Here is a 24,995-nt window from a genome sequence, read left to right on the forward strand (position 1 = left end):
TCTGTTCAATGAAAATTATAGCAGATAATGGAAGATAGCAAATCAGTATGAGTAAATGTTCTTAAAATGTATACATTTGTATATCAAAAAATTCATAAATAAAAATTAGAAATGCTATTGTAATTTGAAAAAACATCATGTATACTTCTAATTAGTTGATAACGATTATCAGTATCAACTAATAACATTACTCTTCGTTATGTTGGTCATACCCCTTTTTGACGACGTAAGTCAGAGACGAAATGTTGAAATATCTTGTGTCCTATTCTACAGAATTATGGTAATCTCCAACCTCAACTTATATGCGTGAGCATGCAAAAAGGATCCTATCCGTGAAGGGATCCTTTTTTGCATGCTGTTGCAATTAATGTATATAGGCCTGGCACACGTTCTTCCATTCCTTCCGGTGCAGTAGGAGGGAAGACCCATCTTTGATGTGGCCCGTGTTCTTCAACTAGTTTTTCAATTTTAAAATGTGCTTCCGCGAGCGTTGTAATGATTTCTCCTAGCGTCCAGCGACGGATAGTTGTTTTAGGTAGCGATTCTTTCTGTGCTTCTGTAAGAAGAATGCTATAAGCAACATCATCTTCAATCAATTCTTCATCAAAATAATTTCCATTGGCCTGAAATGATGGGTGGTCGACTCCTAATAATTTCGTGTAAACAGGATGATAGTCACGAAGGATAAGCATTCCATCTTGCTTAAGCAAGGTAGCAATTTTTTGAAAAAGCGGTTTTAAATCGAGAAAGTAATGGAGTACACCAAGTTCCAGCAATACGATATCGAATGACTCTGATAGTTGCACATGTAATACATCAGAAACGACATACTGAATAGAGACACCTGCTGCGTCCGCAAGTTCATTTGCATATTTTGCATTACTTGCTGAAATATCAACAACCGTTACGTCAGCTCCTAAAAGAGCGAGAGCAACAGCTTTATTTCCTTTTGACCCGAGTAAATTAATAATACGTTTTCCTTTTGGAGATTGTATGTAAGGTAAATAGTGATCTACCTCGCGCATGGGATCTTCCATAAGCTTTTTTGCATAATCTGCTGGGGCCCCATGGCGATTCGTCCAAGCTTCATAAGCAGCTGCATTCCAGCTTTTTTCATTCCGCGCGCTTAGTTGTTTTTGATTCAATCGTATCACTCCTTTTGTGAACGTATAGGTATTCGGCGGGAGGATGGGATTTCCTTTTCTTTTTGGACAAAAGTTTGATTTTTCTGTTATTAAGTCGTACAATACTTGTTATACGTAAAAGCGTTGAAAAGGAAAAGTAGAATGAAATCATTCTGTCCAGAGAGCTTCGGTAGCTGAGAAGAAGCAAGAATATTCATTTGAACAATGGCCTTTGAGCTTCGTCCTGAACTTATGAAATGATAATAGTAGGCGGCGACGAGAGTTGGTACTCGTTATCAAAACCACAGTATAAGAGCATATAGCCCCGTACTTGTTAAGGCTAATTATGTGAGTAATTGGCGAAATAAGGTGGTACCGCGACTGTTTATACAGCCCCGCCCTTATCTTTTTTTAGATAAGGGCGGGGCTTTTTATATTTTAAAGGAGGAATGTAAGATGAGTATTTTTATTGGAGGTGCTTGGCCGTATGCAAATGGTTCGCTACATCTTGGACATATTGCGAGTTTGTTACCCGGAGATATTTTAGCACGTTATTACCGGGCAAAAGGTGAGAATGTGTTGTATGTTTCGGGAAGTGATTGTAATGGAACACCAATTGCAATTCGGGCAAAACAAGAAGGTGTGACGGCGAAGGAAATTGCTAATAAGTATCATGAAGAGTTTGAGCGATGTTTTCGTAGCCTTGGTTTTACGTATGATTGCTATACACGTACAGATAGTGAGCACCATCATAAAACGGTTCAAAAAGTTTTTTTACGTTTATTAGAAGAAGGCCATATTTATAAAAAAACAGTGGAACAAGCATATTGCGAAACGTGTACGCAGTTTTTACCTGATCGTTATGTAGAAGGAATATGTCCGCATTGTCATGAAGCAGCAAGAGGAGATCAATGTGATGCGTGTTCAGCTATTTTAGATCCACTCGATTTGTTAGAAAAGAAATGTAAGTTATGTGGTAGTACACCATCCGTACAGGAAACAGAGCATTTCTATTTCGCATTGCATACATTTCAGGAGCAAATCAAAGTGGCTGTAGAAACAGCAAAACAAACAGGAACATGGCGCGACAATGCAATTCAGCTAACAGAAAGATACGTAAAGGAAGGGTTACTAGATAGGGCTGTATCACGTGATTTACCAATTGGGGTACCAATTCCAGTAGAAGGGTATGAAGATAAGAAAATTTACGTATGGATTGAAGCAGTGACAGGATATTATTCGGCGAGTAAACATTGGGCTGAAAAAACAGGGAAAGATGATCAAGAGTTTTGGGATAGAGAAGCGAAAACATATTATGTGCACGGAAAGGATAATATTCCGTTTCATTCTATCATTTGGCCAGCGGTATTGCTTGGAATAGGAGAAGGGGCAATTCCTCGTCATATCGTTTCGAATGAATATTTAACAGTGGAAAAAAGAAAATTATCTACAAGTAAAAACTGGGCAATATGGGTGCCTGATATATTAGAACGCTATGATCCGGATTCTATTCGTTACTTTTTAACAGTGAACGCACCAGAAAATCGTGACACTGACTTTTCATGGCGGGAATTTATTTACAGTCATAATAGTGAATTGTTAGGTGCATACGGAAACTTTGTGAACCGAACATTAAAATTTATTGAAAAGTACTATGGTGGTATCGTGCCGAAGGGAAGTATTGATGTAGAGCTGAAAGATAAAATAGAAGGATTATATAAACATGTAGGAGAGGCGATTGAGCAAACTAAATTTAAGGTGGCGCTAGAATCAATATTTGATGCAGTACGTTTTGCAAATAAATACTTTGATGAGAGGCAGCCTTGGAAACAAAGGGAAGATGATCCAGTTTCATGCGAAGAAACGATTTATAATTGTGTGTATCTCATCGCTAATTTTGTAAATCTCCTTGAACCGTTTTTACCATTTTCAAGTGAAAGAGTTAGAAACACATTATCGATTGTGAACCGAAATTGGGAGCCTCAAACCACGTTGCCGAATAGAATTGATAGTGTACAGCCACTATTTGAACGGATTGATGTAAAACAAATTGAGTGTGAGATAGAGAAGTTATATGGAGCAGTAAAGTGAGATAGAGAAAAAGACCTTTCAAATATATGAAAGGTCTTTTGTTATGCAGTAGGATTCTCTTTCTTATCCTTTAAGAAGAACAGCACAGCAAGGATTACGAGAATAATAGCTGCAATATCATATGTTATTTTGAATGTGGTATTAAAGTTTAAGTACTCCACCAAAGGGGTTTTGACTGCCCCAGCATATATGCAAATGGGAATGAGGAGCACATCGTAAAATTTCTTTTCTTTCATATATCTTATTAGGAAGAAGATACACATAATGGCAAAAAAGGCTACGCTTAAAATAGTCATTTATACCTCCAAATAGATTTGAAATTATACCACATTGTAACTGTATTTACATTTATATGCAAGTTTCTATTTTCATGCACTATGCACGCTACTATGTTTCTTTTCTTTCCTAGCGGTAAGTAGCTGAGGAGTAAAAATTCCAAGTAGTATAAAGATGATCCCAATCCACTGCATGAACGTTACGACTTCATGTACAAGTGTAATAGAAGCGATAATGGCCGTTGGTAATTCAGCTGCTCCTAGTATTGTACCAAGTCCTGTTCCTACTTTCGGTACGCCAATTGAAAAACAAATGACAGGTACGACAACGCCGAACAACCCGAGGAAGAAAGCATATTTCCATAGGCCATCTTGCAAAGCACCGTCTGTTAAAAAGGTTGGCGGGAAGAATAGACATACGATAAGAGTAGCGCTTGTTGTCATAAGAAAGCTTTTCGTATAAGGCGGAACTTCTGTAGCAACACGCCCACTTGCAAAAACATAGAATGAAAAAGAGACAGCGGCTAATAGACCAAAGATCATACCTTTTGTGGAAAAGTTTTGTCCGAGGCCTTCAAAGACACCGCCTGCAAACAATGTACCAGTAAATAAAATAATGATAGATATAACTTTCTCACGACTTGGAAATGTTCGATTTGCAATGGCTTCAATAACGACACCAATCCATGTGAACTGGAAAAGTAGGACGACAGCGATAGATGCTGGTAGTTCTTCTACCGAAATAGCGTAGAAGATACCGGTCATACTCATCGTTGTGCCAACTGTTAGTAAGGAAAAGAATTGCTTTTTTGTTACTTTATGACGTGAAACGAAAAGAACGAGCAGAAGAAGACCGATCCATCCGAAGACATATTGACCTCCTAATAGTTGATGGGCTGAAAATCCATCAATGAATCCGAGTTTGAAAATAGTTGAAAGTACGCCGTAGCTACAAGCTCCGAATAAAACGAGTAATGAATACTTAAATTTCTCCATGAAAATCCCCCTTTTACATAATAAAAAACGCCCGCTATCCAAATAAGGATAACGGGCGAACGAAACAGAGTCATATACTCTACAAAATTCCGCCACTCATACGAAGTATGAATTTGGGATATGAAATTGTAGTAGGTTTTTACATTGCTTTTGGGAATACAATAGAACATTTTACACCTTGAGGCGTGTTTTGTATACCATAAGGAAATTGATGTTTATCTAGTATTTGTTTTACAATGTATAACCCAAGACCACTACCTTGTACTAAGCCGTGTTTGTCAGGGTTTGCGCGATAGAATGGCTCAAATAAATGGGCAAGTTTATCCTCATCTATTTGTGAACCTGTATTTAATACTTCTAATGCGTAACCGTTTGGCTTTTCATAAAGCTTTATATATACATGCTGATGGTCAATTGTATAATGAATTGCATTTGAAATAATGTTAAAAATGGCAGTTTGAATAAATTTGGGATCAGCTAAAACTTGTACATCTTGTTTAATGTTAGATTGAACATTTAACTGCTTTACAGATACGAAATAATCTACTTTCTTCATAACGTCCTCAATAATATTAGTTAATGAGATAACTTTTAAATCAGGTTTAAATTGAGGGTTTTGTATTTTGGATAATTCCGACATTTTTTCCGTTAATATGTTAATGTCTTGCATCATTTCATAGGAGCGTTTTAAATATTTATCTCTATCTTTATAAGCTCCAATTCCGTGAATCATGCCATCTAGTTGTCCCATAACGGCTGCGATTGGTGTTTTTAATTCATGGGAAACCATAGACATAAATTCTTTACGGGATTGTTCTAATTGTTGCTCCTTTTTGAGTTCATTTCTTAAATCTTGATTGCTCGCATGCAAATTCTTCACTATATTTGGTATTTGTGAAGCAGCTACTTGTAAATTAAAATCTGTTTGATCAGTATTTTTGTTGAGTAGCTTTTTATCTGAGAAATCAAGATTCATAATATCTTTTAAAGCATCACTCATATATTGAAAAGGTTTAGCAATTAGTTTTGCATAAATTAAAGATCCAAGCAGAGAGAGTGCAAGCATTGTTGCGCCAATATGTGGAGCTAATTGCTGCAGGACATCTGTTAATTTTGGATTATCTTGTGCATCATTTGCTTTACTTGCTGCATTTTGTTTATGTAAGGCATCATTAGTAGCGACTTGCTTTTCCGTTTCTGTAAGTGGAGCAGAAGCGCTATTTTTCCCCGAAATATTTTGAGTATGTTCTTTTGCTTTTGCAGTTTGGCTAGGCTGCAAAAGGTGATTGATAGCTGTAGAGAGAGAATTATAATCTATAATAGCAGATTGGAAATTAAACATGTCCCCCTGTGATACAGCTTTATTTTGATTCGTTTTACTTTGGTCGTTTTGTTTATCTGAATCCGCTTGTTCTGTAGTATGCGTTCCATTTTCTTTCGCAAAACGTTCTTTATCGTAGTTTGAAGCTAAGAAGTAAATAACTTGATAAAGACAAAGTGATAAAAGAATACAAAATAATAAGGTTTTGATGAAAATATTTTTGGTGATGTTGTCTTTGCTACGATTCGATTTTGTAGCCAATGCCTTTCACCGTTTTAATATAAGGAATTCCTAATTTTTTTCGTAAGTTTTTAATGTGTGTATCTATAACTCTTACATCACCATAATGTTCATAGCCCCATACCTTATTCAACAAATCACTTCTTGATAATACTTTTCCTCGATTTTGCAGTAAAGTATAAATAATTTCAAATTCTTTTGTTGTCAATTCAATTTGATTACCATGAACATAAGCGGCGTATGCTGTAGAATTTAACATCAATTCATGGAATTGTAGTATAGTCGCAGCTTCGGCTTCCTTCGTTGCTGCCCTTCTTAATACAGCTTCTACACGTTTAATAAATACGGTGTAATGGAACGGTTTCGTAATATAGTCATCAATACCTAATTCAAATCCTTTAATTTCACTTTCTTCATTATGTAAGCCTGTTAACATAATGATTGGTACATCAGATTGTCCTCGCATAATTTTACAAATACTATAGCCATCTATATCTGGTAACATCACATCAAGGAGGACAAGATCGTATGAATTTTTTTGGAAAAGAAGTATACCTTCTGTTCCAGCACCAACGACATCAACAGTAAAGTTTTGTGCCATTAGAAATTCACGAATTAGTTCTTGTATATCTGGGTTGTCTTCAATCACCAGTATATGCGTCATAGTAACACCTCCTAAATAACGCTTTTAACTGCAATATTCGAATTCATCATTTTTTCGATGACTCAGATTGTTTATACATATAATAAGCCCCTGCCATAAAATAATCATGAAAGTAGCAAGGGGAGTTGTTTAGTGAAACTGAATATTTAAGAATTACAGTAATTCTATTATAGTATGTATTATAAAATTTATAAAATATTATAACTGTATAATTTTAATATCCATGTTTATCAATGTTTGGATGTTACCTAACACAATCTATTCCTATTATATATGTAAATACAGTTGTTTTGCTACTGTAAATGAAGAAATAAAATAAGCCAAGACATAAAATTCTTGGCTACACGTAAATCGCGCTTTGAGGTTATTTTACAGTGACAGTAGCTTGCTGGGGAATACGCTCAAATAACCAGTGTATATCATTGTTATACATACGAATACAACCTAATGTTGTCCACTTACCAATTGCCTGATTATTGTTCGTACCATGAATCGCATAAGTTGTTCCGTAAGTTCCTGCCATGTTTAGTCCGAGCCAACGGTCACCAAGTGGATTGCGCGGATCGCCGCCTTTAATTTTGCCTGTGTAATAAGGACGATTTTTAATTTTATTTACGATTTGAAAAGTACCTTTAGGTGTAGGAGTAGCTGCCTTTCCAGTAGCGACAGTAAAACTTTTTATGAATTTTCCGTTTTGATAATAATCCATTTTATTTAACTGTGTATTCACGATAAGCTGATCATTTGTTGCAGCTGCCTCAGCATTTGTGAATGGAATAGTTAAAAATCCTAATGATAATAGTGCGCTTAATAATAGTTTTTTCATTATGTTCTCCTTTTTACTATTGTAGTAGTCTTACATACAATGAATTTGCAATCCTCGTAATACTTTATTTACATTTTCATCTAATGTTTCAAAGAAGGTAGTAATTTTGGCATTGTGTTTGTTGTTTTTATCAATAAGTAATCTTTCATTTAATAAAAGTTCGCCATGTAGTCCAAAACTTTGAATTTGAATATTTAATTCATCTTCAGTTTCAGAAATAATTGGTAAGAAGTAGTGAAAAGCTTTCGTTGGAATGATGTAGCTTTTGCCAATCATGCTTTCTTGATTTGAATTAATCCATTTTTTCGTAACAATCTTAATGTTCTTTTTTGAAACGATAAAAGACAGTGTTGTAGACTTTGTTAAACTTATGTCAAATTCATTTGTTTCACATATGTGCAAATTAAAAACGGTTTCATTTTGGTGAGATTCAACATTTGTATTAATAAAATCGTGCATTTTATAAGCTTCCATTTTTTATTCACCCTTTTTTCAATTTCGAAAAGCGATTAATATTTATTCAAATTAATGTTTAGTCATATATTGGTTAAATTTTTCAACAAATTCCGATATAATCTTACAATACTTATATGAAGCTAATATGAAGTTAGTATGAGTTTGTAGTGGTTTTTTATTAAGAACAAAATATAACGATTTTTAAGTGTTAAAAAATGGATAAAAAGTGCATATTAAGGCCCTAATTTTTCGCAGTGTATACTTGTTAAATTGTTTTAAAATGAGAGTACATAATGAACGTAAAAGTTTAGTGAGAGCCTTACAAAAATGTAATAAAAATGTAAGCTATTGTGATAGTTATTTCGACATTTTTTTTATACAATATTAGTAAGAAGTTGCACGTGATTGAAAGGAGAGATGACATGGAATGGATTCATGAATTATTTCAGCAATACGGGTACTATGTTGTACTTGTTGGTTTGCTGTTAGAATATATTGCACTTCCGTTTCCGGGAGAGCCAACGTTAGCATATGCGGGATTTTTAGCACATAAGGGTGATTTAAGTTTACCGATTTTAATTATCCTATCCTTTATTGGGACAAGTGTAGGAATGACAATCCAATACTTTTTAGGAAATAAATTAGGAATGCCCTTTGTTCAAAAGTGTGGGAAATACGTATTTTTAACACAAAGAAAAATCGACTTAACAAGAATGTGGTTTGATAAGTATGGATACTTCTTGATTTTTATCGGTTTCTTTATTCCTGGTGTACGTCACTTTACAGGATACTTTGCAGGAATTATTAACTTACCATTCCGCCGTTTTGCAATTACAATTTACTCAGGTGCTCTATTTTGGGTATCATTCTTCTTAATCGGTGGTTACTGGTTAGGTGGAAACTTACATGATATTTTTGGAGCGCTAGAAGGTCACATTGGTAAAATTATTTTTGGAGTGATTGCGATTGTAGCAATTACGTTAGGAGTTCGTTTCCGCAAACAGTTAAAACGAGCATTCTTACAAAACGCAAGTTAATATGGAATCCATTCTATGTCAGAATTTAGGAAGGCAGTGCAGATGCACTGCCTTTTTTATTTTAATAAGCTTTTGTTTGTTTATCAGTTTAAAATCCCATAGGTTATAATTGTCAATTATTAACGTCAAAATGACAATTATAATTGACAAAAATAAGGGTATTATTTACAATTTGATTAAATAAATGAAAAAGAGGGAAGACATGAAGCTTCAAAATCGAGTGAGAGAATTGCGGGCAAAGCATCGTTTATCACAAGGGGATTTAGGGAAAGCGATTGGATCATCGCGGCAAACGATTAGTTTAATTGAGCGCGGGGATTATGCACCATCTATCGTATTGTCGTTAAAAATCGCACAAATTTTCAACGTACCGGTGGAGGAAATATTTATGTTGGTGGAGGGGGAAGATGATGGTGAAGAGTAAGCGAAAAAAACAATTTGATTTTGTGGGGAAAATGGCATTAAGTATGATGGGTGGGTTTTTAACATCTTATATAGCTTTAGATTTACTCTCGGATGAACCGAGAAAATTATCATCTAATACATTTATAGGTATATGCACCATTTTTGGAATCTTAATGATGTACTACACTTGGAAGAATACACGTATGTTAGCGGAGGCACGTGATGAAGAGGAGAGTGTACAAGGCAGAAAATTAGGCATTATAAGTATATATTTACGTGTAGGTGATATAGTTACGCAAGCATGGTTTGTATATGCAGTTATTGCATGTAGACGTGCACTGTTGCAGGATACAAATGTTTCATTTGCAGTGTGGAATTTAGTAGCTTCTATCGTTTGTTTAACTATTGTAGTGATTAGTGGGCTCATAACAAAAAATCGTTATAATAAGCTATATCCTGAACAAGGTGTAACATATATGGAATCTATGAAAATGTGGACGAAAAACGCAGATGAAGGATTAAAACATATTGTGCATGAGGCTGGATATAAAGCTTATGAATTTACGAATACAATATTGGCATATGTATGGTGGGCTGCCGTTATATATACTGTGGCTAGTGATATCAATTTTGTATTAATTGGCTTAATCTCATTTATTTGGATATTGCATCTTGGAAAATTCATGTACGAAATGCATAGAAAAATGATTTACTAAGGGGAGAAAAAGGTGGATATTTTAAGAAGGCCAGCTGGTTCTATGACGGCGGCGTTAGTTTTGTCCATTTTATACGGAGTAATCCGAACTGGGAAATTAGAAGTAATGTTGGATATATGGGCATTATTTGGGATTTTTTTGTTAGTGCTAGCTATTCATGAGCTAGGACATGTAGTGTTTGGTGTAATAGGTGGTTTGAATTTTAAATTTATGACAGTAGGGCCGATTACTTTTCAAAAAGAGAAGGGGAAAGTACGCATTCGAGAAAATAAATTGTGGATGTACTTTGGAGGCGTGGCGATGTTAGTGCCTCCTTCTATAGAGACACCGAATCTTTCAAAAAAATGGGCGTGGATGACTTTAGGTGGACCGATTACGAGTTTATTATTTGGTATTACTTCCGGTTACATATACATGGTGAGTTATTATCAATATCTTTTATATTTTTCTGTTTTACACTTTGTGATTTTTGCAGCTACAATCGTACCGATAAAAGGAACGTTTTTGAGTGATGGCATGCAATTTCTTATTTTAATTAAAGATGATGAAAAGGCTAAGCAGCATTTATATAACATTCAAGTATCGAGTGAATTATTTAGTTATAAAAGGCCGAAAGATTGGGATGAGAGATTAATAGAGCTTAGTGAGGAAAAATTAAAAGAGGATAAAAGTATAAGAGATATAATGAGCGGACTTATGCTCGTTTTTTATGCTAGAGCTGATCAAGAGGGAATGGAAAGAGCGATACCGTATATAGAACCAATTGTTCGACAACCTGTAACGAAAGAAAATAAGTTTTTCGTTAGTAGTTTTCATAGTTGGTACCTTTTATATAAAGCTCTTTATGAGATGGATCGTCTTTCTTTGCAAGAAGCGAAGGAACATGGGAAGGCTATTACAAAAATGGACCTAAACGGATATTATCGTACACAAGGAATTATTAAATATTTAGAGGGCGATATGGAAGCGTCAAACATTTATATGAGGAAAGCGGATAAAGAATTGAAGAGCGCTGAGAAGAGTGAAATGGGATATTTACAATTAGAGAGAGAATGGTTTGAGCAGCTGAAAGAGAGGGTATCTTACGATGGGTGAGGTATCCTCTTTTTTCTATGTCGTCTTATGCCGTTCCATAAAAAGTGTGGGGCGAGTAAAATAAGATGTGAAGAGCAAAGCTTGGAGGAATTCTAGATGGAAATTTTAACGATTATTTTAATCGTCTTGCTCATTTATGTTGTTTTTAAAGTGGCATATGTAGCATTAAAAATACTCGCGATCCTATTAATTATCTTTTTAATCGTAGAGTTCGGCAGTAAATTGCTTGGGGGATAGGGTATGTTGAGCGTCTTGATTGTCGAAGAATGTCGGTAAGTCGATATCCTGTGTCGAACCGTCGATATAATGAAAAAATCGCTGATATAAGTGGAGAAATCGTCGATATATTTGAAAAATCGCTGATATAATCCGGTTGATACTGGATGGGGTATATGGAAAAGAAGTTGCCGTGAGGGTAACTTCTTTTTATTTGTTTATAAATTGTTTATTTTTACCTTCTATTCTTAGAGTAAGGAGGCGGTAGAGATGAAAAAAGCGGTTTTAGAAGTAAGAGATGTGACGAAAAAGGTGAAGGGGAGAACGTTGCTAAGTCATATGTCTTTTTCTGTTTATAAAAATGAGATTTGTGGTTTTGTTGGGCCAAATGGTTCTGGGAAGACAACTCTTATTCGAACAATTATGGGGTTAATTCGACCAAATGAAGGAGAGATATTAGTTAATGGTATTAGCGTACAAAAAAATCGGAAAGAAGCTCTTCAGCATGTAGGCGCAATTGTAGAGGCTCCAATTTTTTTCCCTTATATGTCAGGACGAAAAAATTTGCGGAATCTAGGGAGGATTACGTTACGTACTGGTGGAGAAGTTCTTGAAAATAAAGTGCAGCAAGTATTAGAAATCGTCGGTTTAGAAAATCGTGCTGACGATAAAGTTGGTACGTATTCGTTAGGGATGAAGCAGCGTTTAGGTATTGCACAGGCGCTTCTTGGGAATCCAGATTTTATCATTTTGGATGAACCGTCTAATGGATTAGATCCAGTTGGAATTAAGCAGCTTCGTAAAATTGTACTCGACTTACAGCGTGAGAAGGGCATTACTTTTTTCATTTCTAGCCATTTAATTCGTGAATTGGAGCTTATGTGTGATTCATGGGTCATGATTCGAGAAGGATCATTAATATGGCGGGGAACGACGGAAGAATTGCAAGGAAGGAATAAAGAATTAGAAGATATTTTCGTGGAGATGATGAGCTCATGATGATGTTAGTACGCTCGGAATGGGAGCGGCTTTGGGCGAAGAAAGTAACATGGCTTTGTTTTTTGATGATACCAGTGATGTTACTTGGGGCTGCTAAGTACTATTTAAAACATAATCAAGAGGTCGAAAGGATAGCGGTTGATTATACATATGCGAATTCGTTCCCCGTCCTTGCATTATCTGAAATGCTTATGAGTATATGTAATCTTGTTTTACTCGTTTTAATTGTTCTTGTGTTTGCTCAAGAGTATCATAGCGGTCAAATTAGGATGGTAATCCAAAGATCATATACGTATTCGGAGGTTCTGATTGCAAAAATAATTACGATAGTAGCGGTAAGTTTGCTATTTATAAGTGTTTATTTTATTTGCAGTTATTGTATTGGCTATATTTTCTTTGAGCATGAACCGAATATTCTTTTGTTTTATCATACGGAAAAAACGAATGCACTTGGCGTGTTCTTATACTGTATTTCTTATTACGGAATTGCTTATCTTACTTTAGTAGCAATGGCTAGCATATTAATTATGCTGTCGGTTATAAGTAAATCGACAACAAGTGCGACTCTTCTCGGTATGGGATTCATTATATTTTCCTTTGGATACCCAGCGATGGCGTTAGTGATAGGCCAATCCCCGACTTTTCTTTATATTAATTATTCTTCTTTAATTAAATTGCAACATGAAGGAATTGCTATATCTTTATCTGGTAGCTCAAGAATGATTCTTTTTGGATCTGTAGTTTTACTACTATACATTGTTGTTTGTAATACTGTAACAGTTTATTGGATAGGGAAAGAAGATAATTTTGTGTGAGGTGTGAAGAATGAGACAAATACTTATAAGTGAATTTGAACGGATTTTTAATAGAAAAAAGACGAAAGCATTAATAGCTATTTTTGGGCTGCTACTTATTTTGCATAGCGTATGGGTTCATACTTTTGGAGTTGCTATTTATGATACAAAAGGAACAGAAGTAATCTTAAGTAATTTAAACTTTCCTGTCGCAGTTACAAGAGAATGGTATTTTACGTTATTCTTATTAATTTTTCCAATCTTATTTATTGATAGTTTTAATAGTGAAATTTCATCTGGTGCGTATCGGCTTGTTATGATTCGTCCCGTAGGTAGATGGGAATTATTATTGGCGAAATGGATTACTCAAATGAGCATTGTAAGTTTGTTTTTGTTAATGGCATTCATTGAGAGTTATATATATGGAACATTTTTTATAAGGCGTGCAGAAGAGACATTCTTTTTAGATAAACAAGTCATTTATAGTGCGAATGCTTCTATTTTATATACTGTAAAATATTATTTAATACTATGGTTTATAGCAAGTGCTTTAACAATGTTGAGTAGTTTTGTAAGTCTGTGGTTTCAAAACGCTATCATTACGTATTTTGCAATAGTCGGTTTATTAGTAGCAAGTTTATATGTGAATGAAGAATTAAGTTATTTTGTAATTGGAAGTGGATCAATTCTAAGAATATTAAGTGAGGGGAAAGGAACATTTTACCTGATAAATGGTACAATTTTAGGAGGATGTGCAATAGCGGCTATGTTTAGTTGGTGTAAAAAAGATATATTTAATTAGGGGGGACTTGCCGTGACGAGCAAAATACTACTTGTAGACGATGAACCAGATATTCTTACATTTATTGAAGATAGTCTTGTCATGGAAGGGTATGAAGTAAAAAGTGCATTAAGTGGTGAAGAAGCTTTGAAGAAATTAGATAATAGCGTGGATCTCATTATTTTAGACGTTATGTTGCCAGATATGAATGGGTTTAAAGTTTGCGAGAAGATGAGAGAGTCTTATGCATGCCCAATCTTATTTTTAAGTGCGGATAGTAGTGAACGGTCTCGGATAGAAGGTTTATTGATTGGTGGAGACGATTATATTAGTAAGCCATTTAGTTTAAAAGAGTTGAAAGCGAGAATTGTTGCCAATTTGCGCCGTACGACAGATTTAAGAATGGTGGATCAAAAGGAATTTCTACGCTATGGAAGTATATTAATAGATTTGCAAAACTACGAAATAATGACTGGGAAAGAAAAAATTCATTTTACAAAAAAAGAGTATGAAGTTGTGAAAATGTTAGCACTTCATGCTGGTCAAGTTTTGACGAAAGAGCAGCTGTTTGAAAAGATTTGGGGATATGATAGTGAAAGTGATGTCTCTACTGTAGTTGAGCATATAAAGAAAATTAGAACAAAGCTTAGTGTATATGACAGAGAAAATACATATATTCAAACGGTGTGGGGAATTGGATATAAGTGGAGTGTACAGAATTGATGCAAAGGTTAAGGATTAAACAACAGCTAGTAGCTGGCTTCTTAATAGTTCTACTTGGTAGTTTAATACTAACGGTTTTAACAGCGGCTAGTGGTTGGTATTGGCTAACGAAGAATGGGAAAGTATTTCCTGCGAATTATTATGAACAGAAAATACCTATGATAAAAGAATATGTAAAAGATAAAGGCATACTATTGTTAAATGAGAAAGAGCGAAATGGATTAGAGAAAATTGTCCCTAAAGAGGGAATTAAATATCAAATTGTTAATAGGCAAGGAGATATTTCTTATGGTACATATAACAAGAAATTAATAACAAATGAGAGACCGATTTCGAGTGTTATTAATACAAATATTTATGGTGAAGAAGATGATAATGAAGTTACGACATATCTGCCTTTAGTAGATAGGAATGGAGATTTACAAGGAGCGATAGGGTTTAATTATCATTTAACAATATCTACTGCTTCGGCAGTTGATTCCTTTTTTGTAATCTTATTTTTAGCTTCACCCTTTATATACATTACAATTTTGTCCTACATTATTTCAAATCGAATGGGAAAAAGAATAAAGAAACCACTAGTTGAACTATCAGAGGCCTCAAAAAGAATTCAAGAGCAGGATTTAAATTTTCATTTAGAGTACAACGCGAAAAATGAAATTGGTGAATTAGTCAGTTCGTTTGAAAATATGCGTGCAGCGCTAGCTACTAGTTTGTCACGACAATGGGAGTTAGAAGAAGAAAGGAGAGAATATATTAGAGCTATTTCTCACGATTTGAAAACGCCATTAACGATTGTGCAAGGTCATACAGAAGGTTTGCAAAGTGGTTTATGGAAAAATGAAGATTTGTTACATCGGTATTTACAAACGATTGAAAGAAACACAAACAGAATGACAAAGCTTCTTGAGGAGTTCCAAATAGTAAATGAGCTAGAGAGTTTCTCATTTCAATTACGTTTAAATAAAGTACATATAAATCCATTCTTTCTTAAAAAACTAGAAGAATACGAATGCATAGCTAGAAAAAAAGAAATTGATTGGGATGTCATCTTTGAAAATAATGAGGATATACAAAGCTTAGTATTTGATCAAGAGCGAATCAGTCAAGTAATGGACAACATCGTAATGAATGCAGTTCGATTTACTCCGGTGTCAGGGAAGATGCTTTTGAAAGTATGTGCTTGGCATGACGCAATAGAGTTTCATGTATATGATTCAGGGCCTGGGTTTCAAGAAGGAGATTTGAAAAAAGTATTACAACGTTTTTATCAGGGAGATCAGTCGCGTTCAGGAAGCAAGGAGCATTTTGGACTCGGGTTATATATTGCTAAGACAATTGTTGAGAAGCATGGTGGTAAAATTCAGGTAGAAAATAGTGAGGTGAGAGGCGGGGCACACGTTTCGTTTCGGATTCCGAGCGGAGGTATATAGATGAAAATTGATTGTCGAAAAATGTCGGTAAGTCGATATCCTGTGTCGAACCGTCGATATAATGAAAAAATCGCTGATATAAGTGGAGAAATCGTCGATATATTTGAAAAATCGCTGATATAATCCGGTTGATACTGGATGGGGTATATGGGAAAGAAGTTGCCGTGAGGGTAACTTCTTTTTATTGTGATGCCGTGGTATGCAAACCAACATAAAAAAAGCTGGAAGAATCCCTTCCAGCTTACGAGTTACTTTCAATTTGGCGACCGTTTTCTTCTTCGTTGTCTTGTAACAGGTTGAATACATCAGCTAGACAGAATGCAATGAACCAAGTCCATAGACCGTGGAAGAAAGCTGAGCTTAATTGAAGTGGTAATGTATAGTTAGTCATTGAGTAGGAAATACATCCGCCAACGATTCCGATCATTGTTAATAACATTGTTTTTTGCGCATTTTCTTCTGGATTAAAGAGGAAGAAAATGTATCCACCTAAAATTGAAGCGCTTACAAGTGTTTCGATTCCATTAAAAATGATATTCTCTCCAAGCTGAGTGTTTGTCCAGAAGCAGATTGTTCCGCCGATAATAGCAAACAGGACAGCTATTGTATATCGTATATATTGATTCATATGTTCATCTCCTTATGTAATAAGATGATTTGGAAGTCAAAAAGGTAGGTATAGTATATTGAAGTGAGTTTTAGTTGTACGTATCTTTTTATAAAAAGATTATTGAAGAGTGATCGGTTTTTTAAACCGTTACGTGTATGATGTCTGAAATATACCCGACTGCTCGTTTCTTTTTGCTTGTAAAATAAGAGAAACTTCCAAGTCTATATACTCTTTTTTTGTGAGTCTGTTTTCATTATAACATATTTAGAGGCATAATAATAGAATTATCTGATTTTGTAATAAGTGTAAAAAATAAAAAGCGCAAGGAAATACCATTCCTTGCGCTTTTTTATATACGTTTGAAACGGCCGACAATTTCAACTGTTTCAGTAATATTCATAAATGCTTTGTTATCCACTTGACGGATAATACGTTTCATTTCGCCTAACTCATAGCGAGTCACGACAGTGTAAATCATTTTTTTCTTATGGTTTGTATAGCCGCCGACAGCATCTACCATCGTCACGCCACGTATGCCGTGATGTAGTAGGGCGCTTTTTATTTCCTCGCCTTTTTCTGTAATTGTCATTATCGTCAATTTAATATGTTTCGTATGCACAGCATCGATCACTTTGCTGACTACAAATCGACTAATTAACGTATAAAGTGTAATATCCCATCCGAAAATAAATCCTGCTACAACAAGTAAGATTAAGTTGAATACAAATATGATTGCTCCAATTGAAACATCGCGATATTTCGCTACAATTAATCCAACAACATCAAATCCACCTGTTGAAGAAGCAAATCGGAATATGATTCCTGAAGCTGCTCCGCAGATTACACCGCCGAATACAGAAGATAGTAAAATATCGTCTGAAACTTGGTGTACAGGGATAATGTTCATCGCTAATGATGATACAGCTACAAAGTACGCTGTTAAAAAGGTTGTCTTCTTGCCTAAGTAAAAGTGACTTAAAATAAGAAGAGGAATGTTTAGTAAAAAGATAAGTGCACCGATATTGTAGTGCATTAAATAACCGATAATCATCCCTACTCCAGCGAATCCACCGCTAATCATGTTATGCGGGATAAAGAACATATTCATAGAAATTGCATACAAAATAGAAGCTACGAAAATAACAACCAACTGTATGATAAATTCTAAGTGAAATGTTTTAGCTGCTGGGAAGGATAAAAAGGCGGTGTCGGGAACGTAATCGGCGTCTCCTAGTTGACCCATAGTATGTTTCATCTCCATATTCATTTTTGATTACAAGAAGAGAATAAAGGTTTTTTCAAAAACTGGCAATAGTTTTATTATAATGCAAAAATTTTATAAATTTCTAATAAATCAAGCCTATTCATTGATGTGTGTGAATATACTAAAGAAAGCGAATACAATGTTTCTTAATTATTGTTTTCTTGAGAAAATATGCAAAATACTTTTTTTGACGATAAAAGGAAATAGAGAATGTTTGCCGAATGTGCTAAAATGACCTTATTAAGGATGTGAAGCGATGGAATTTTTATTGCAGGATGCAATTCTATATATATCGTTTGTAACGACAGCACTTTGTTTATTAGAAGTTTTCTTCCTTGCTAACGTTTCTCGCTTTGTGCGTCAGCAAGCATCAAGCGGTAGACAAAGAGCATTTGCGTTAGTTGATACGTGTGAAGATAGTGCGGGGAATGTACCGCTATTTTCGATTTTTTATAAATATGGAATGATTCGTTCTGTACGCAGACAAGAATCGAGTGAAGAGAATGACGAGGTCGGTCCGTATACACCAATGTTTCGCTAAATAATTACGAAACATTGGAGGAATGAACATGTTAAAATCATACCGAACTGCGCTCGTTAGTTTATCATTATTACTTGTTTTTGTTTTATCTGGTTGTAGTAATGCAGCCCCAATTGATGCACATAGTACGGGAATTTGGGATCATTATTTTGTATATCCAATCTCGTTTATGATTCAATTTGTTGCTCATCATATACCGGGAGCTAGCTTCGGGATTGCTATCATTATTATGACGCTCGTTATTCGTTCAGCAATGATTCCATTAGCTGTTTCGCAATATCGTAGCCAAGCGAAAATGAAGAAAATGCAACCTGAATTGCAGAAGTTAAAGAAAAAATACGGTGATGTAAGTAAAGATCTTGAAAAACAAAAACAGTATCAAAAAGAAATGTCAGAACTAATGAAATCAGGCGGTTGGAATCCACTTGCTGGTTGCTGGCCAATCTTTATACAAATGCCGATTTTCTCTGCTTTGTATTATGCCATTAGCCGAACAGAAGAGATTCGCACATCTTCGTTTTTATGGGTGAACTTAGGACATGCAGATCCTTATCATATATTACCGATTATTGCAGCATTAACGACATTTATTCAGATGAAAGTTTTCCAATCTAATATTACACCTGGAGAACAAGTACAGATGCTAAAGATGCAGCAAATTATGATGCCGGCAATGATTTTATTTATGGGATTTGCGGCACCATCGGGTCTTGTGTTGTACTGGATAACAGGTAACTTATTTACAATGACACAAACAATTGTATTAAGAAGAATAATGGAACGTGAAGAATTACAATTACAAAAAGCATAGAAAAACACCGCTCATTATGAAGTGAAGTGACCCCCGAAAACGGGACACCAATCAAAACACCTAAACCACTTGTTCCCTAAATTCTTTAGGGGATAGGTGGTTTAATTTTTCTTGAATTCGCACACAATTGTAGTAATGAATGTATTCTAGCACAATCTTTCGCACAGTTGTGTTGGATACTTTTGTTATCTTTTGTGAATAGAAAGCTTCACTTTTTAAATGACCAAAGAAGCTTTCCATGACGGCATTATCATGGCAATTTCCTCTCCGGGACATGCTGGTGATAATGCCGTTTTCTTTGGCATACGCTTGAAATTCTTTTGCTGTATAAATACTTCCTTGATCTGAGTGAAGAAGGACATCTTTTACTTTTCGCCCTCTCATTGCTTGTTTTAATGTCTTCATCGCTAATGTCAGTGTTTGTGATTCGCTGATGACACAACTAATAATTTCACGATTAAAGGTATCCATAATCGTTGATAAATACAAAGTACGCTCTCCAAATAAGAGATACGTCACATCCGTAAACCATTTTTCATTTGGTCTGGATGCATCGAATTGGCGCTCCAATCGATGAGGGGCTACCATTGGCTCCGCACCATTGATATATTTCTTTTTCTTTCGACGTACTTTTGAAAGAATGTGATTTTGTCTCATGATTCGTAATACTTTTTTATGATTGACACACAGTCCCATTTTACGAAGAGTAGCGGTCACTCTTCGATATCCATACCGGAATTTATGCCTAAGACAAACGTCCTTTATTTTCTCTTCTATACCATCTTTCAAATCTTCCGTTCGTTGTAACCAACGATAAAATGTGGAACGGGGTAATTCTAATACGTTACACAATTCTTTTACCGTTATTTTTGTTTTTACATTTTCCCATAAAGTAACTACAGTTTCTGGTTTCAGCCCCTTTCGATTTCCAGATACTTTCCCCATACAAGTAATTTTGTTTTTAGATGTTTATTTTCTAAACGTAGCTGTTCTAATTCACTGAGCTCTTTTGGTCCTTTTCCATAAGAATATTGTTTTCCTACAGGTTGTTGAAAACGATACGTTTGATCTGTATGATACCATTTCATCCATGTCTTAATTTGGGAAACATTTTTAATTCCGAGTTTCTCCATAATTGTACGATTTGAATAGCCGTCTTTCTTCATTTCAATCACTTTCCACTTTGTTTCTTCTGGGTAATGAACTCTTGTCTTCAAACGAAAAACACCTCCATTGAATTTGCATACTTAGTATGCGAATTCAGGAGGTGTTTTTTTCATGTACCACTATTCGGGTTCACTTCATCATGAGCGGTGTTTTTTTGTTAAGTCGTTAAGGAAATTTTAAGAAACCAACATTACTATAGGCATTGTATACGAGAGTGTACATGCATTAGAAATATGAAGGAGGAAATTTCCTATGAAGAAGAAAACAGTTGGGTATTTAGCGATTGCAGGTGCTTTATCATTCGGAATCATTGGGGGAGTCGGCATCCCGGCATTCGCGGCAACGAATACTCCAGCAGCTGAGCAATCTACAAAAACGGCGAAAAAAGATTTAGATGACGCTACAAAACAAAAAGTAAAAACGATTATGGATGATACAAAGAAACAGTTAGAGGAGCTAGGTGTAAAGCTTCCAGAGAAAGAAAAACGTAAAGAAATGTTTGCGGGATTAGATGAAGCGACAAAAGAAAAAGCGAAATCAATTTTAGAGCAAGAAAAGTCTGGGAAATTAACACGTGAACAAGCAAAAGAAGAATTAACAAAATTAGGCGTGAAGTTCCCGGAAAAGGGTAAACACAAAGAAATGTTTGCGGGATTAGACGAAGCAACAAAAGAAAAAGCAAAATCAATTTTAGAGCAAGAGAAATCCGGCAAATTAACACGTGAACAAGCAAAAGAGGAATTAACGAAGTTAGGCGTGAAAATGCCAGAGAAGGGTAAGCATAAAGACATACTTGCTAACTTAGATGAAGCAACAAAGGAAAAAGCAAAGTCTATTTTTGAACAGGAAAAGTCCGGGAAATTAACGCATGAGCAAGCAAAAGAAGAATTAACAAAACTAGGTGTGAAACTCCCAGAGAAAGAGAAGCATGAAGACATCTTTGCGGGATTAGATGAGGCAACAAAAACAAAAGCAAAAGCGATTTTAGACAATGAGAAGAAACAATTAGAGGCATTAAATGTGGATCTTCCGCATCATAAGTTTTTTATGAACAAAGAAGATAAATAATCGAATTACGTATCTTTCGTGTGGGCAACCGGAAGATACGTATGCGAGGAGGCTGTTTTTGGAACAGTCTCCTCTTACTTGTTGTCGTTTTTTGTTGGTAAATCGATATATTTCGAAAATCGCCGATATAAATTAAGTTGCGGTCGATATATTTTGAAAATCGCTGATATAAATTAAGTTGTGGTCGATATATTTGAAAAATCGCCGATATAATTTTTTATTGCTACACGGCTCCAAAGATAAGAGGGAATTAGAGAAGTATCGTAACTTCTGTTATAATATAAGAAGAGAAATATTTCATATGTTATATAAAAAATATATTGATTTTTTCTAACAATTCAATATAATGAACAATAACTACAAAATTCGACATCAAGAAGTGATGATGAGGACATGATCAATTTTTTACGATTCTCAGAGAGGGAGGCCTTTGGCTGTGAGCTTCCTAATACGGAAAAATAGATTACCACCTCTGAACTGCAGCAGTGAACGAACATCTAGTAATTGCTTGCCGGCAAAAACCGTTATGTAGACTTGAGAAATTGGTGAAGTGTGTTACTTTGCGAATTGAAACAAGGGTGGAACCACGAATACAACACTCGTCCCTTTTTTAGGGAGGAGTGTTTTTTTATTTCATTTTTGCATCACACTAGGATTGGAAGGAGGATACGCAGTATGCATCATGATGAGAAGAACAAAATTGGTTTAACGGTAGCACTTTCTATCGTAGTAGGAACGATTATTGGGTCTGGTGTGTTTATGAAACCAGGCAGCGTATTAGATTACTCGGGGAGTTCTAATATGGCGATTCTTGCTTGGATAATTGGTGGTCTGTTGACGTTAGCAAGTGGTTTAACAGTAGCTGAAATTGGAGCGCAAATCCCGAAAAATGGTGGGTTGTATACGTATTTAGAGGAGATTTACGGAAGTTTTTGGGGATATTTATCGGGCTGGATGCAAACGATTGTTTATGGGCCAGCTATTATTGGAACATTAGGGTTATACTTTAGTTCTTTAATGATTAATTTTTTCTATTTAGATAAAGTATGGAATTTACCAATCGCGATCGGAACAGTTGTGTTCCTTGGCGTTGTAAATAGTATGGGAACAAAATACGGAGGTATCGTTCAAACGATTACGACAATCGGAAAGATGATTCCAATCGTATTAATTGTTGTGTTAGGTTTCTGGAAAGGGAATAGCGATATTTTTAACGTAGTTGTACCGATATCAGAAAATCAAAGTATCGGGATGGCAATTTTAGCAACGTTATTTGCTTATGATGGCTGGATTTTACTTGCTTCGATTGGCGGGGAAATGAAGAATCCAACAAAGTTATTACCGAAAGCAATGACAGTTGGGATTTTAATTGTAACAGCTGCTTACGTATTAATTAATTTGGCGTTACTGAATGTATTACCAGCAACTCAAATTGTAGACCTTGGAGAAAATGCAACAGCGACAGCTGCAGGAATGCTACTTGGAGAATATGGCGGGAAAATTATTAGTATCGGTATTATCGTTTCTATTTTCGGTTGTTTAAATGGAAAGATTTTAACGTTCCCACGTATCCCGATGTCGATGGCAGAACGTGGACAACTTCCATTTGCTAAGTTTATTGCGAAGGAAAGCCCAAGATTTAAAACACCAGCAAATGCGATTACTGTTGAAATCATTTTAGGAATTATTTTAATGATTATTAGTGATCCGAATAAGCTATCTGAGATTTCCGTATTCATTATTTATATTTTCTATGTAATGACGTTTATTGGTGTCTTCATTTTAAGAAAACGTAATAAGAATAAAGAGCGTGCATACAGTGTACCGTTATTCCCAATCGTACCAATCGTTGCGATTTTAGGTTCGTTCTTTGTAATTGGTAGTGCCATTATCAATGATCCGGTAAGTTGTTTCTTATCAATTGGAATTGTATTTACGGGGCTGCCGGTATATTGGTATTTAAATAAGAAGAATAAAAATGAAGTATCATGAGTGAAGGGTAGGCGTATAATACGCCTACCCTTTTTTTACTGTAAAAAAATTGTACTTGTGTTCAACTTCTATTTTGGTTACTATAGTCGTAGTAACCAAAATAGAAAGCGTGGGGAAAGACTTGAATTTTCGTGTGTATATTTTAGCTATCGCGGCTTTCGTAGTCGGAACGGTTGAGCTAATTATAGGAGGAACGCTTGATTTAGTTGCCAATGATTTAGGAGTATCTATTAGTGCAGCTGGTCAGCTTATCACAATATTTTCAGTAGTATTTGCTTTATCAGGCCCTGTTTTATTAGCATTAACAGGGAAATTTGAAAGAAAAACATTGTATGTTGGGGCATTATCAATTTTCTTAATCGGAAATATTATTTCAGCATTTAGTGTGAATTATGGGATGTTAATGTTCTCAAGGGTGATTTGTGCGGCGAGTGGTTCGCTTATTATTGCACTGTCAGTAACACTTGCTTCTAGCGTTGTAGAACCGCATTTTCGTGCGCGTGCAATTGGAATCATTTTCATGGGGATTAGTGGGTCACTTGTACTTGGAGTACCGCTTGGCCTTGTGCTCGGAAATGCATATGGATGGCGTGCACCATTTGTGCTCATTTCAATCTTAACAGTGATGGCAATCGCTTGTATTTCATTATTCTTAACGAAAGTACCACCGACATCGGTATTATCAATAAGAGAGCAAATTGCTACGTTAAAAGATAAAAAAATCGTCAGTGCACAGTTAACGTCGTTCTTATTTTTAACGGGTCATTTAACACTATATGCATATTTAACACCATTTTTAAAAGATGTTATGCATGTGGAAGCGAATTGGATTAGTGTATTTTATTTCATCTTCGGAATCGCAGCAGTAATTGGGGGCGGCTTCGGAGGCTGGCTTGCTGATAAATGGGGATCGAAGAAAAGTATTATCTCAATTATTATCGTATTTGCGTGTGCGATCTTCCTATTGCCGATGATGACATTCTCATTCCCGCTGTTCATTATTATGATGGGACTTTGGAGTATGCTGAGCTGGGCTATTTCGCCAGCACAGCAAAATTATTTAATTGAAATTGCACCAGAATCAGCTGGTATTCAGCAAAGTTTAAATAACTCTGCCCTTCACTTAGGGATTGCGCTCGGTTCAACAGTAGGTGGAGTTGTTATTGAAAAATCATCTGTTATATATAACGCTTGGGTAGGGGGCGGCTTTATTATATTAGCGCTGCTTTGTGCAATTTTCTCGATTACAAGAGGACGTTCTGCCCAGCTTGCAAAAGAAGAATCTATCGTTTGATAGGTTCTTTTTTATTTGTAAAAAATTGCAGGTTTTTGTAGGGAAGTGGAGAATTT

27 protein-coding genes and 2 other annotated features are annotated in these 24,995 nt (G+C 35.4%); of the genes, 17 read left to right on the plus strand and 10 right to left on the minus strand.

The genetic code is table 11. The features are described from left to right. Positions 1 to 326 precede the first annotated feature (326 nt). Positions 327 to 1,145 carry a class I SAM-dependent methyltransferase gene (locus tag LMD38_RS01615; protein WP_016718859.1) on the minus strand — a complete coding sequence of 273 codons (819 nt, stop codon included), beginning with the start codon at positions 1,143 to 1,145 and terminating at the stop codon, positions 327 to 329. A 114-nt stretch (positions 1,146 to 1,259) separates the two neighbouring features. Next, positions 1,260 to 1,530, plus strand: a binding site (T-box leader). A 50-nt stretch (positions 1,531 to 1,580) separates the two neighbouring features. On the opposite strand from LMD38_RS01615, the gene metG reads away from it, so the two are divergent. Further along, the gene (gene metG, locus LMD38_RS01620; RefSeq protein WP_227585516.1) at positions 1,581 to 3,215 is read left to right on the plus strand and encodes a methionine--tRNA ligase; all 1,635 of its coding nucleotides are present in this window, start codon (positions 1,581 to 1,583) and stop codon (positions 3,213 to 3,215) included. A 41-nt stretch (positions 3,216 to 3,256) separates the two neighbouring features. On the opposite strand, the gene LMD38_RS01625 is transcribed toward metG, so the two are convergent. From LMD38_RS01625 to LMD38_RS01650, 6 genes are all read right to left on the minus strand, one after another. Beyond that, positions 3,257 to 3,511, minus strand: a complete 255-nt coding sequence (locus tag LMD38_RS01625; RefSeq protein WP_000154154.1) for a hypothetical protein — start codon at positions 3,509 to 3,511, stop codon at positions 3,257 to 3,259. 72 nt (positions 3,512 to 3,583) lie between these two features. Next, positions 3,584 to 4,486, minus strand: a complete 903-nt coding sequence (locus LMD38_RS01630; protein WP_000410497.1) for an EamA family transporter — start codon at positions 4,484 to 4,486, stop codon at positions 3,584 to 3,586. Between the two features lie 139 nt (positions 4,487 to 4,625). Continuing rightward, positions 4,626 to 6,068 carry a sensor histidine kinase gene (locus LMD38_RS01635; protein WP_000201975.1) on the minus strand — a complete coding sequence of 481 codons (1,443 nt, stop codon included), beginning with the start codon at positions 6,066 to 6,068 and terminating at the stop codon, positions 4,626 to 4,628. Next, positions 6,046 to 6,711, minus strand: coding sequence for a response regulator transcription factor (locus LMD38_RS01640; protein ID WP_000148833.1), 666 nt, complete (start codon positions 6,709 to 6,711; stop codon positions 6,046 to 6,048). The genes LMD38_RS01635 and LMD38_RS01640 overlap by 23 nt, the downstream gene beginning before the upstream one ends. Before the next feature lie 364 nt (positions 6,712 to 7,075). Further along, the gene (locus tag LMD38_RS01645; protein WP_000735048.1) at positions 7,076 to 7,537 is read right to left on the minus strand and encodes a L,D-transpeptidase; all 462 of its coding nucleotides are present in this window, start codon (positions 7,535 to 7,537) and stop codon (positions 7,076 to 7,078) included. A 30-nt stretch (positions 7,538 to 7,567) separates the two neighbouring features. Continuing rightward, a complete protein-coding gene (locus LMD38_RS01650) occupies positions 7,568 to 8,011 on the minus strand; it encodes a DUF3978 family protein (RefSeq protein WP_098921684.1) in 444 nt (147 codons plus the stop codon). A 404-nt stretch (positions 8,012 to 8,415) separates the two neighbouring features. Between LMD38_RS01650 and LMD38_RS01655 the strand changes: the two genes are divergently transcribed. The 11 genes from LMD38_RS01655 (at position 8,416) to LMD38_RS28575 (ending at position 16,315) form a co-directional block, all read left to right on the plus strand. Then, positions 8,416 to 9,030 carry a DedA family protein gene (locus LMD38_RS01655; protein WP_227585515.1) on the plus strand — a complete coding sequence of 205 codons (615 nt, stop codon included), beginning with the start codon at positions 8,416 to 8,418 and terminating at the stop codon, positions 9,028 to 9,030. Between the two features lie 202 nt (positions 9,031 to 9,232). Further along, on the plus strand, positions 9,233 to 9,454 hold the full coding sequence (locus LMD38_RS01660; RefSeq protein ID WP_000776164.1) for a helix-turn-helix transcriptional regulator: 222 nt from the start codon (positions 9,233 to 9,235) through the stop codon (positions 9,452 to 9,454). Continuing rightward, complete coding sequence (locus LMD38_RS01665) at positions 9,441 to 10,151, plus strand: DUF3169 family protein (protein WP_000240935.1); 711 nt, start codon at positions 9,441 to 9,443, stop codon at positions 10,149 to 10,151. The genes LMD38_RS01660 and LMD38_RS01665 overlap by 14 nt, the downstream gene beginning before the upstream one ends. A gap of 42 nt (positions 10,152 to 10,193) precedes the next feature. Further along, positions 10,194 to 11,246, plus strand: coding sequence for a M50 family metallopeptidase (locus tag LMD38_RS01670; RefSeq protein ID WP_227585529.1), 1,053 nt, complete (start codon positions 10,194 to 10,196; stop codon positions 11,244 to 11,246). A 96-nt stretch (positions 11,247 to 11,342) separates the two neighbouring features. Next, a complete protein-coding gene (locus LMD38_RS01675; protein ID WP_000404784.1) occupies positions 11,343 to 11,483 on the plus strand; it encodes a DUF3985 family protein in 141 nt (46 codons plus the stop codon). A gap of 249 nt (positions 11,484 to 11,732) precedes the next feature. Further along, a complete protein-coding gene (locus tag LMD38_RS01680) occupies positions 11,733 to 12,461 on the plus strand; it encodes an ABC transporter ATP-binding protein (RefSeq protein WP_000710432.1) in 729 nt (242 codons plus the stop codon). After that, on the plus strand, positions 12,458 to 13,276 hold the full coding sequence (locus LMD38_RS01685; protein ID WP_061182759.1) for a DUF2705 family protein: 819 nt from the start codon (positions 12,458 to 12,460) through the stop codon (positions 13,274 to 13,276). Before LMD38_RS01680 ends, LMD38_RS01685 begins: the two co-directional genes overlap by 4 nt. Positions 13,277 to 13,286: 10 nt before the next feature. Then, positions 13,287 to 14,057: an ABC transporter permease gene (locus LMD38_RS01690; protein ID WP_073531271.1), complete on the plus strand. Its 771-nt coding sequence runs from the start codon at positions 13,287 to 13,289 to the stop codon at positions 14,055 to 14,057. A gap of 12 nt (positions 14,058 to 14,069) precedes the next feature. Beyond that, positions 14,070 to 14,759 (plus strand): response regulator transcription factor, encoded by a 690-nt coding sequence (locus tag LMD38_RS01695; protein WP_100634446.1) that lies wholly within the window; start codon positions 14,070 to 14,072, stop codon positions 14,757 to 14,759. Then, entirely contained in the window at positions 14,759 to 16,192 is a 1,434-nt protein-coding gene (locus LMD38_RS01700; protein ID WP_227585528.1) for a sensor histidine kinase, read from the plus strand. The genes LMD38_RS01695 and LMD38_RS01700 overlap by 1 nt, the downstream gene beginning before the upstream one ends. Continuing rightward, positions 16,193 to 16,315 (plus strand): hypothetical protein, encoded by a 123-nt coding sequence (locus tag LMD38_RS28575; protein WP_016718851.1) that lies wholly within the window; start codon positions 16,193 to 16,195, stop codon positions 16,313 to 16,315. Between the two features lie 118 nt (positions 16,316 to 16,433). Here the strand turns inward: LMD38_RS28575 and LMD38_RS01705 are convergent, their stop codons facing one another. Beyond that, positions 16,434 to 16,820: a DUF3938 domain-containing protein gene (locus tag LMD38_RS01705; protein WP_001077770.1), complete on the minus strand. Its 387-nt coding sequence runs from the start codon at positions 16,818 to 16,820 to the stop codon at positions 16,434 to 16,436. Between the two features lie 331 nt (positions 16,821 to 17,151). Further along, positions 17,152 to 18,045: a YitT family protein gene (locus LMD38_RS01710; RefSeq protein WP_000530037.1), complete on the minus strand. Its 894-nt coding sequence runs from the start codon at positions 18,043 to 18,045 to the stop codon at positions 17,152 to 17,154. A gap of 277 nt (positions 18,046 to 18,322) precedes the next feature. Here LMD38_RS01710 and LMD38_RS01715 point away from each other — a divergent pair, with 277 nt between their 5' ends. Next, entirely contained in the window at positions 18,323 to 18,607 is a 285-nt protein-coding gene (locus LMD38_RS01715; RefSeq protein WP_000394930.1) for a hypothetical protein, read from the plus strand. 28 nt (positions 18,608 to 18,635) lie between these two features. Continuing rightward, complete coding sequence (yidC, locus tag LMD38_RS01720; RefSeq protein WP_073531269.1) at positions 18,636 to 19,418, plus strand: membrane protein insertase YidC; 783 nt, start codon at positions 18,636 to 18,638, stop codon at positions 19,416 to 19,418. 60 nt (positions 19,419 to 19,478) lie between these two features. On the opposite strand, the gene LMD38_RS01725 is transcribed toward yidC, so the two are convergent. Beyond that, positions 19,479 to 20,635 (minus strand): IS3 family transposase gene (locus LMD38_RS01725; RefSeq protein ID WP_153016965.1). Its coding sequence is split into 2 segments (ribosomal slippage): positions 19,479 to 20,383 and positions 20,383 to 20,635, totalling 1,158 coding nucleotides; the frame shifts between segments, so codons are not numbered across the junction. 202 nt (positions 20,636 to 20,837) lie between these two features. Here LMD38_RS01725 and LMD38_RS01730 point away from each other — a divergent pair. The 3 genes from LMD38_RS01730 (at position 20,838) to LMD38_RS01740 (ending at position 24,939) form a co-directional block, all read left to right on the plus strand. Beyond that, a complete protein-coding gene (locus tag LMD38_RS01730; RefSeq protein ID WP_227585510.1) occupies positions 20,838 to 21,653 on the plus strand; it encodes a hypothetical protein in 816 nt (271 codons plus the stop codon). 373 nt (positions 21,654 to 22,026) lie between these two features. Next, positions 22,027 to 22,263, plus strand: a binding site (T-box leader). Positions 22,264 to 22,328: 65 nt separating this feature from the next. Further along, positions 22,329 to 23,645, plus strand: a complete 1,317-nt coding sequence (locus tag LMD38_RS01735; RefSeq protein WP_061183289.1) for an APC family permease — start codon at positions 22,329 to 22,331, stop codon at positions 23,643 to 23,645. Positions 23,646 to 23,754: 109 nt separating this feature from the next. Next, positions 23,755 to 24,939 carry an MFS transporter gene (locus LMD38_RS01740; RefSeq protein WP_113759693.1) on the plus strand — a complete coding sequence of 395 codons (1,185 nt, stop codon included), beginning with the start codon at positions 23,755 to 23,757 and terminating at the stop codon, positions 24,937 to 24,939. The last annotated feature ends 56 nt before the right edge of the window (positions 24,940 to 24,995 follow it).

Origin of the sequence: Bacillus pacificus (genome assembly GCF_020861345.1) — a bacterium.
Lineage (GTDB): Bacteria > Bacillota > Bacilli > Bacillales > Bacillaceae_G > Bacillus_A > Bacillus_A pacificus.